Annotated in this window: 8 protein-coding genes; 2 read left to right on the forward strand and 6 right to left on the reverse strand. The window is 40.2% G+C overall.

Translation table 11 applies throughout. The features are described 5' to 3' along the window. The 6 genes from HMPREF0849_RS10160 to HMPREF0849_RS01700 all read right to left on the reverse strand — a co-directional run. A partial coding sequence (locus HMPREF0849_RS10160) for a sugar-binding domain-containing protein (RefSeq protein ID WP_156798264.1) occupies positions 1–1,922 on the reverse strand: 1,922 nt, incomplete at its 3' end. A 343-nt stretch (positions 1,923–2,265) separates the two neighbouring features. After that, on the reverse strand, positions 2,266–3,039 hold the full coding sequence (locus tag HMPREF0849_RS01680; RefSeq protein WP_000673611.1) for an HAD hydrolase family protein: 774 nt from the start codon (positions 3,037–3,039) through the stop codon (positions 2,266–2,268). 4 nt (positions 3,040–3,043) lie between these two features. Beyond that, positions 3,044–3,901 carry a bifunctional methylenetetrahydrofolate dehydrogenase/methenyltetrahydrofolate cyclohydrolase gene (locus tag HMPREF0849_RS01685; protein WP_000057219.1) on the reverse strand — a complete coding sequence of 286 codons (858 nt, stop codon included), beginning with the start codon at positions 3,899–3,901 and terminating at the stop codon, positions 3,044–3,046. 148 nt (positions 3,902–4,049) lie between these two features. Continuing rightward, a complete protein-coding gene (locus tag HMPREF0849_RS01690) occupies positions 4,050–4,370 on the reverse strand; it encodes a TfoX/Sxy family protein (protein WP_000168407.1) in 321 nt (106 codons plus the stop codon). 33 nt (positions 4,371–4,403) lie between these two features. Further along, the gene (locus HMPREF0849_RS01695; RefSeq protein WP_000140969.1) at positions 4,404–5,138 is read right to left on the reverse strand and encodes an amino acid ABC transporter ATP-binding protein; all 735 of its coding nucleotides are present in this window, start codon (positions 5,136–5,138) and stop codon (positions 4,404–4,406) included. Then, on the reverse strand, positions 5,138–5,821 hold the full coding sequence (locus HMPREF0849_RS01700) for an amino acid ABC transporter permease (RefSeq protein ID WP_001011622.1): 684 nt from the start codon (positions 5,819–5,821) through the stop codon (positions 5,138–5,140). The genes HMPREF0849_RS01695 and HMPREF0849_RS01700 overlap by 1 nt, the downstream gene beginning before the upstream one ends. A gap of 191 nt (positions 5,822–6,012) precedes the next feature. Between HMPREF0849_RS01700 and HMPREF0849_RS01705 the strand changes: the two genes are divergently transcribed. Further along, a complete protein-coding gene (locus tag HMPREF0849_RS01705) occupies positions 6,013–6,243 on the forward strand; it encodes a DUF1797 family protein (RefSeq protein WP_000443577.1) in 231 nt (76 codons plus the stop codon). A gap of 236 nt (positions 6,244–6,479) precedes the next feature. Continuing rightward, a complete protein-coding gene (locus HMPREF0849_RS01710) occupies positions 6,480–8,738 on the forward strand; it encodes an ATP-dependent Clp protease ATP-binding subunit (RefSeq protein WP_000882477.1) in 2,259 nt (752 codons plus the stop codon). Positions 8,739–8,828 lie beyond the last annotated feature (90 nt).

Genomic DNA, 8,828 nt, shown 5'->3' on the forward strand with positions numbered 1-8,828 from the left:
ACAGATACAATTGAAGCTCCAATATAGCCCAGAGGCGGGATCAAGAGGAGATTCAAGCCCACACTAAAAACAGCTGGAATAGTTGTTGATAGCATAAATTCACGATTCTTATTGTGAGGAATCAAGATTTGAATTCCCATTATATTGGTCCAGCCAATAAAGAACATTCTAAAGGCCATGATGGCAATCGCATAGCGAGCATCTTGATCAAAGAACCGTCCATAGTCGTAAGTCTTCTTGCCACCATACCAAGTATCAAAAGCTTCCTCTTGAACCAAAAGACCTAAACTAGCTGCAGCATCAAGCAACTGAGGACTCGCTGGATTGTGGGTTGTTCGAATAGAGTTAACCCCCATATCTTTCAAGAGTTTTAATTTACGATAGGTAGCCTTATAATTCTCTTCTGCCCCCAAGGCTCCATTGTCATGGTGAATACTTACTCCGTGGAATTTCATGCGTTCACCATTCAGAGAGAAACCTTCCTTAGCAGTCCAATTGAAATAACGGTAACCAAATGTATCTTCTGTTACATCAACTAGTTGACCTTCTTTATAAACCTTTGTTTTCAACACATACAGTTGAGGATGATAACTTTTTGTCGTCCAAAGAGTTGGTTTATTAACTAGGATTGTTTGTCTGAAATCTGCAGTTTCATTTTCTGCTAAATTCTTCGTTTCAGAGCGGACTAATTCTGAAACAACCTTACCTTCCTTAGTAAAAATTTGTTGTTCCACAAAGACTTTAGCAGCCTTCTTATCCGTATTTTTAATCTTACTTTGAACCTGTGTTTCAACATTCCCTTCTTTTTGCTCAGCAAGTTTTGGAGTAGTTATATGATTACCATTTTCGGCAACATGGACTTTATCACGATAACTAAGGGTTACATCACGATAAATCCCACTTCCTGAATACCAACGACTACTTGGTTGCTTATTGGTCACTTGAACAGTAATTGAATTTTCACTACCATCCTTGTTTAAAAATTCTGTGATATCATATGAAAAATGATTATAGCCACTTGGATAATGTCCGACAAATTTACCATTTACATAGACCTTTGAATCCATGTAAACCCCATCAAAATTGATACGAACATCCTTATTCTTGTCTGCTTCGTCTAATGTGAAAGTCTTACGATACCAAGCTGTTCCACCATTTAACTGCCCACCTTCATTACGAGCGGGAGACTTGTGATCAAAGTCAAAATAAATACTCCAATCATGAGGAAGATTCAATTTAGACCAATCATGAACATCCACATCTTTTTTTGAAAAATCTCCTTGGGCATTTAGTTTAAAATACCAATCTTTATTAAAATCTTGTTTTCGTTCCGATAATAGCTGTTTTTCCTTTTCAACTTCGGCTTTGTTTGACTCTCTAGACAGCACTTGCGATTTTTCAGAAGAAGGTTTAATCTCTGTGTCTGCTTTCACTTGGTCCTTTTCAGAAGTTTTTTTAGAATCCTCTTTCACTTCTGTTCCAGCTGTTACTGCAGATTCAACAGGCTTTGGATTTGCCTCTTCAGATTTCTGTTTGTTATCAGCCTTGTTTCCTTCTTCTACTTTATTTGGAGTTTCCCCTTTAGGACTAACCAATTCACGACTACTCTCGTTAGTAGGTGTAGTAGGTTCTGTATCCTTAGTCACTTTGTCTTCTGCCGATTCAGCTTTTGGTTTTACAAACTCACGTCCACCATTCTCATCAGCCTTTGCAATAGCAGCTGCCACATCATCGGGAAGCTTATCTAAAGGTTGAGCTTGATGAACAGTTGTTTCTTCTGTTTTAGCATTGGATGAATCCACCTCCTCAGCTTGTACAGCAGAAATACCAAATATACTAGCCCCAATCATTACAGATGCCGCACCTATTGCAAATTTACGAATGCTATAATGACAACGTTTATCAAAAAGTCTTTTGTTCATTAAAATCCTCATTTCTTTTTCTTGATACAAAGTAAGCGTTTACTTTATTTTAAAAAATAACCTCCTTCTGAATACACAAACAAGTACCAAGTTTTATAATATATTTTATATATTAAATATATCAAAAGGCACCTTAAATTGCAATTATTTTCCATTAATTTAACCCAATAAAATGGTATATAAGAAGGGGTCATTTAAAAGGAATAGTTGCAATGAAAATAGCTTTCGGTTCTAGACTCTTTCTACTACAAATTGAATTCCATTAATATCTTTTTCAAACTTCAAATTTATAGTTTATAGACTGCATTACTCTACATAAAAAGAAGGCGAACCTCCTTCTACACTATTTTCCCTTAAATTCCGCAAAGGTCTGTAAGATTTTAGCAGCAACTGCTGGAGAAGGAGCTCCTTTTATCTCTAACGTGTCATCTGCATATGGAGTAAGACCAGCAAAATCTCCTATCTGGACTGAATAGAGCGACGTTTTAAACAGTTCAATATCGTTTTGGTCATTTCCAAAAGCGATGAAGTTCTCCCCGCATAACTTTTCAACAGTTGTCGCCTTATGAGTATCCAAGGGATTAACATAAAGGCACTTTTCATGCGCATGATAAGACAGATGAGCTTGTCCTAGTCTTTCTAACTGACCAAGCAGATCATCAAGCAAATCCTCATGGTCACCCATATAAACGACTACCTTAATCGGAGTCCCTAAGTCCTCAAGTTTCTGATGACGAGCCACCTTTAAGGGATCCACACTGGAAATAAATGGAATCTTCTCTACAATCTGACCGCTATAGTCAAAGCAATCATCTACAAAGAAAGGCAGATTATAAGTCTGGCAATAATCCACTAGCGCCTGATAAACTCTAGCATCGAGATTCCTTTCAAAGATAGCCTTCCCCAAATGATAGGCTACGCCACCATTCAAACCTATGACCAAGCGCTGACTGAGTTCAGGTCCTAATAAACCCAAGCAATCCCGATAAGAGCGAGCTGAGGCAAACACAAGCTCATGCCCATAATCTTCAGCCTTTAAAAGAACCTGCTTAATCTCTTCATCTATGGTCATATAGTCAAAAGATAGCGTTCCATCTAGGTCAAATACGAATTTCATCTTCCTAGTCCTCGTTCAGTGTTCGAAGCGCTGCCTGATAGGTTTGCTCCATTAGCATAGTAATCGTCATAGGACCAACTCCACCAGGTACAGGAGTGATGTGACTAGCAAGTGGTGCAACCGCATCATAATCAACATCTCCACAAAGCTTGCCATTTTCATCTCGGTTCATCCCAACGTCAATGACAACCGCTCCTGGTTTGACAAAATCAGCAGTCACAAACTTAGCGCGACCGATTGCAACCACAAGAATATCCGCCTTTGCAGCCACCTTAGCAAGATGATGGGTCCGTGAGTGGGTCAAGGTCACAGTCGCATTCTTGGCTAAAAGAAGCTGAGCCATCGGTTTTCCAACGATATTTGAGCGACCGATAACAACCGCATTTTTACCTTCCAACTCAATCCCATACTCATGAAACATCTCCATAATTCCTGCTGGTGTTGAAGGAATCATAACTGGATGACCAGACCAGAGGCGACCCATGTTTAGAGGATGGAAACCATCCACATCTTTTTCTGGGTCAATGGCTAATAAAACTGCCTCTTCGTCAATATGTTTTGGCAAAGGTAATTGAACTAAAATCCCATGCCAAGCTGGATCTTGATTGTATTTGGCAATCAAGTCTAATAATTCCGCTTGGGTAATGGTCTCTGGAACTCGCACTACTTCACTACGGAAGCCAGCAGCGAGAGCTGACCGTTCCTTGTTTCGAACGTAGACTTGGCTGGCAGGATTGTTCCCCACCAAAATCACTACCAATCCTGGAACTAGACCTGTTTCTTCTTTTAGTTTAGCCGTCTTCTCAGCCAACTGTTCTTGTAACTTAGCCGCAAGAGCCTTCCCATCGATAATCTGTGCCATATCTCTTCTCTTTTCTATCAAATATCTTCTATTATAACAAAAAATAACTCGCCATCCTAACACTTCTTGCCTAATGGACCCTATAGTCTGAAACTATAAGAAAAAGCCCTTATCGAGCTTTTATGCCTATTTATACTAAGTAAACTTGTCACGCTTTCTTTTTGACTTTTGGAGCCGGTAAGACTTCATACATCTCCTTAATTAATCTCGTTAGAAATGACTTATCTTCAATGTCTTCTATCAAAATCATCTCCTTAGCTCCTTCATAAGGACGTTCAAGCCTATTCTGTCTCAGTTGATCCATGACCACCTTCACAGGCTTCAGTAACAAACGATTATCATAGATTCCCCCAATAATCTTCCCACGATAATAAAGGATATACTCTCCCATCATTGGACGATAACTCATCTCCTCTAGCTCTGATAGCTGTTCGAGAATAAAATCTAAATATTCTTCACTGGAAGCCATGATGCCTACTCCATTTCTTCTAAAAATGAGGTATTACAAAACCTTACTCAAAAATTCCTTGGTCCGTTGTTCTTTTGTTTGATCAAAAATCTCCTCTGGTGTTCCATCTTCAACAACAACTCCATCCGCCATAAAGATAACACGGTCTGCTACCTCACGCGCAAAGCCCATTTCATGAGTCACAATCACCATAGTCATCCCTGACTTGGCAAGGTCTTGCATAACAGCTAGAACTTCTCCAACCATCTCAGGGTCTAGGGCTGAAGTCGGCTCATCAAAGAGCAAAACATCTGGTTCCATAGCAAGTCCACGTGCAATAGCAATCCGTTGTTGCTGACCACCTGACAAGCTCTGAGGATAGGCCGTCGCCTTGTCTGGCAAGCCAACTTTTTCTAACAGTTCCTGTGCTCTTTTCTCCGCAACTTCCTTGCTTTCACCTTTGGTTTTGATCGGGGACAAAGTGATATTTTCCATCACTGTCATATTGGGAAAGAGGTTGAATTGTTGGAATACCATACCCATCTTTTCACGCATGGCAAAAAGGTCATTTTTCTTATCAGTGATATCAACTCCTTCAAAGATAACCTTACCTTTACTTGCTTCTTCAAGGAGATTCATCGAACGAAGGAGAGTTGATTTCCCGCTCCCTGACGGACCGATAATGACCACAACTTCTCCTCGTTTAATCTCAAGGTTGATGCCTTTTAAAACTTCATTTTTCCCAAAAGACTTATGTAGTTCTTCAATTCTAATCAAGGTTTCTGTCATTATTTCTTGTCTCCTTGTCCAATATGTTTTTCAAATGCTTTCAACGCCACTGTCAAAACAGAGGTCATAATCAAATAATAAAAGGCTGCAAATAAAAGGGGAGTCAATGGTAAATAAGTTGTTGTTGCTACTGTAGTTGCACCATTCCACAACTCCATCACCCCAATCGCAGACAAGAGGGAACTATCCTTGATAATGGTGATAAATTCATTTCCCAGCGCTGGAAGAATATTCTTGATAGCTTGTGGCAAAATAACATAACGCATGGCATTTTTGGGACGAATACCTAGAGAATATGCAGCCTCTAACTGACCTTTAGGAACCGCATTGATCCCTGCACGAACAGTTTCTGAAACGTAAGCTCCACTGTTCATAGAAATAATCAGAATACCAGGAATCAAACGAGAAAGATCAACTCCTAAAATCCCCACTTGGATAGTTGGAGCGTTGATATGCATAAGGGCAAAAGCAATCATAATCTGAACCATCATTGGCGTCCCACGGAAAATCCAAACATACACATTTGCAAACCAAACGAGCGGTTTAAAGCGTGAACGTTGGGCAAAGGCCAGTAACACACCTATAATGGTCCCTAAGCAGACAACAAGGATAGAAATCAATACGGTAATCAGAGCACCATAGTTAAAATATGGTAAATACTTTGGTAAAAAAGAAAAATTCATATTCAATCAACTTTCTATGTATTGGATTGTATGATTATAACATGAATTGAATTAAAATGCAATCCTTTTTTCCTAATTTTAACAATTAACTTGATAGAATAGAGAAATAGAGAGAAATCACAGTTTTTTTCTAGTCAACTACCTCTTGTTTATGGTAAAATAGAAACGATAAGAAATGGAGGAGAATCAAAATGGAATCACATTTGGTTAGAATCATTAACCGCCTAGAAGCAATGACAAAAGATGGTGGAAATCTAAAACGTAATTTTGAACGTGAAGGTGTTGTCGTCGCAGAAGTTGCATACAGCCACGACGAAGAAAACGGATCACTCTTCACCCTTCGCGATGTAGAGGCTCGTGAAACTTATACCTTTGATAGCATTGATTTGATTGCAATGGAGATCTACGAACTCCTTTACTAATATAAAAACAACGGGCAGTAAGTCCCGATGAATGAGAATCCTTTTTGTCACCACAAATGGGATTTTTTCTTACCTTCAAGTCGCTTAATTCTCCATAAATCCCTCTTTTAAAAACGACCACTTCCCAATCTTTTTACTTGCTTTACACCTTAATCATGCTATAATGAGAGTATAAAACTTTGACTATTCTTGACCTTTTTCTTAGACCAAGAATAAGAATGAAATGAGGTAGATGTATGCTCTGTCAAAACTGTAAAATTAACGACTCAACAATTCATCTGTATACCAATATCAATGGACAGCAAAAGCAAATTGATCTTTGTCAAAATTGCTATAAAATTATCAAAACAGATCCAAATAATACCCTCTTTAAAGGAATGACTGACTTAAATAATCATGACTTTGATCCTTTCGGCGACTTTTTCAATGATTTGAACAATTTCAAACCTTCTTCAAATAACGTCCCTCCAACTCAATCTGGTGGAGGATATGGAGGAAACGGTGGTTATGGACCTCAAAACCGAGGCCCACTTCAAACACCTCCTAGTCAAGAAAAAGGACTCCTAGAGGAATATGGTATCAATATTACTGAGATTGCTCGTCGGGGAGATATTGACCCTGTTATCGGTCGAGATGAGGAGATTATCCGCGTTATCGAAATCCTCAACCGTCGAACCAAGAACAATCCTGTCCTCATCGGAGAACCGGGTGTTGGTAAAACAGCCGTTGTGGAAGGTCTAGCTCAGAAGATTGTCGATGGCGATGTTCCCCATAAACTTCAAGGCAAGCAGGTCATCCGTCTGGATGTGGTCAGTCTAGTCCAAGGAACAGGGATTCGAGGCCAATTTGAAGAACGTATGCAAAAACTCATGGAAGAAATTCGCAAACGCGAGGACATCATCCTCTTTATCGATGAAATCCATGAAATTGTTGGTGCAGGATCTGCTGGCGATGGCAATATGGATGCAGGAAATATCCTCAAACCTGCCCTTGCCCGTGGTGAATTGCAAATGGTCGGTGCCACTACTCTCAATGAATACCGCATCATTGAAAAAGATGCTGCCCTAGAGCGCCGTATGCAGCCTGTCAAGGTAGATGAACCAACTGTCGAAGAAACCATTATCATCCTTAAAGGAGTTCAGAAGAAATACGAAGACTACCATCACGTCAAGTATACTGATGCTGCCATCGAAGCTGCTGCAAATCTTTCCAACCGCTACATCCAAGATCGCTTCCTGCCAGACAAGGCTATTGACCTGTTGGACGAAGCCGGTTCAAAGATGAATCTGACCCTGAACTTTGTTGACCCTAAAGTGATTGATCAGCGTTTAATAGAAGCTGAAAATCTCAAGGCGCAAGCTACACGAGAGGAAGACTTTGAAAAGGCTGCTTATTTCCGCGATCAGATTGCCAAGTACAAAGAAATGCAAAAGAACAAGGTGACCGATCAGGATACTCCAATCATTAGCGAGAAAACCATCGAACATATCATTGAGCAAAAAACCAATATCCCTGTTGGAGAACTCAAAGAAAAAGAACAGTCTCAGCTTATCCATCTAGCAGACGACCTCAAAACTCATGTCATTGGTCAAGATGAAGCTGTCGATAAGATTGCCAAGGCAATCCGTCGTAATCGTGTTGGACTTGGAACTCCTAACCGGCCAATCGGAAGCTTCCTCTTTGTCGGACCAACTGGTGTTGGTAAAACAGAACTTTCCAAACAACTAGCCATTGAGCTCTTTGGTTCTGCTGACAGCATGATTCGCTTTGATATGAGTGAATACATGGAAAAACACAGTGTAGCTAAATTGGTCGGAGCCCCTCCAGGTTATGTTGGTTATGATGAAGCTGGGCAGCTGACTGAAAAGGTTCGTCGCAACCCATATTCTCTCATCCTTCTCGATGAGGTCGAGAAAGCCCATCCAGATGTGATGCACATGTTCCTTCAAGTCTTGGACGATGGTCGTTTGACAGATGGGCAAGGGCGGACAGTTAGCTTTAAGGATGCTATCATTATCATGACCTCAAATGCGGGTACTGGTAAGGCCGAAGCCAGCGTTGGTTTTGGAGCTGCTCGTGAAGGTCGAACCAACTCTGTTCTCGGTGAACTCGGCAACTTCTTTAGCCCAGAGTTTATGAACCGTTTTGACGGCATCATCGAATTTAAACCTCTCAGCAAGGACAACCTTCTCCAAATCGTCGAACTCATGCTAGCAGATGTCAACAAACGCCTCTCTAGCAACAACATCCATCTCGATGTGACGGACAAGGTCAAAGAAAAATTAGTTGACCTAGGATATGATCCAAAAATGGGAGCGCGCCCTCTCCGCCGTACCATTCAAGACCATATCGAGGATGCCATCACTGACTATTACCTTGAAAATCCAAGTGAAAAAGACCTCAAGGCAGTCATGACAAGCAATGGCAAGATTCAAATCAAATCTGCCAAAAAAACTGAAAAAACAGAAGAGATTGCTTCTGAAATAGAAGAATAAATCTATCTAACAAGTGCAGAAAGTCTATCATTTTCTGCACCTTTTTACTAAAATAAATGTAAAACCTTGACAGCTTGCCCCTGTCCATTA

The sequence above is a fragment of the Streptococcus sp. C300 genome, assembly GCF_000187645.1.
Lineage (GTDB): Bacteria > Bacillota > Bacilli > Lactobacillales > Streptococcaceae > Streptococcus > Streptococcus oralis_CQ.

What these genes read in the sequence shown, in the direction of transcription:
- HMPREF0849_RS01680 (WP_000673611.1), bottom strand. Translation starts at nt 3,039, where the DNA reads ATGAAATTCGTATTTGACCTAGATGGAACGCTATCTTTTGACTATATG.
- HMPREF0849_RS01705 (WP_000443577.1), top strand. Translation starts at nt 6,013, where the DNA reads ATGGAATCACATTTGGTTAGAATCATTAACCGCCTAGAAGCAATGACA.
- HMPREF0849_RS01685 (WP_000057219.1), bottom strand. Translation starts at nt 3,901, where the DNA reads ATGGCACAGATTATCGATGGGAAGGCTCTTGCGGCTAAGTTACAAGAA.
- HMPREF0849_RS01710 (WP_000882477.1), top strand. Translation starts at nt 6,480, where the DNA reads ATGCTCTGTCAAAACTGTAAAATTAACGACTCAACAATTCATCTGTAT.
- HMPREF0849_RS01700 (WP_001011622.1), bottom strand. Translation starts at nt 5,821, where the DNA reads ATGAATTTTTCTTTTTTACCAAAGTATTTACCATATTTTAACTATGGT.
- HMPREF0849_RS01695 (WP_000140969.1), bottom strand. Translation starts at nt 5,138, where the DNA reads ATGACAGAAACCTTGATTAGAATTGAAGAACTACATAAGTCTTTTGGG.
- HMPREF0849_RS01690 (WP_000168407.1), bottom strand. Translation starts at nt 4,370, where the DNA reads ATGGCTTCCAGTGAAGAATATTTAGATTTTATTCTCGAACAGCTATCA.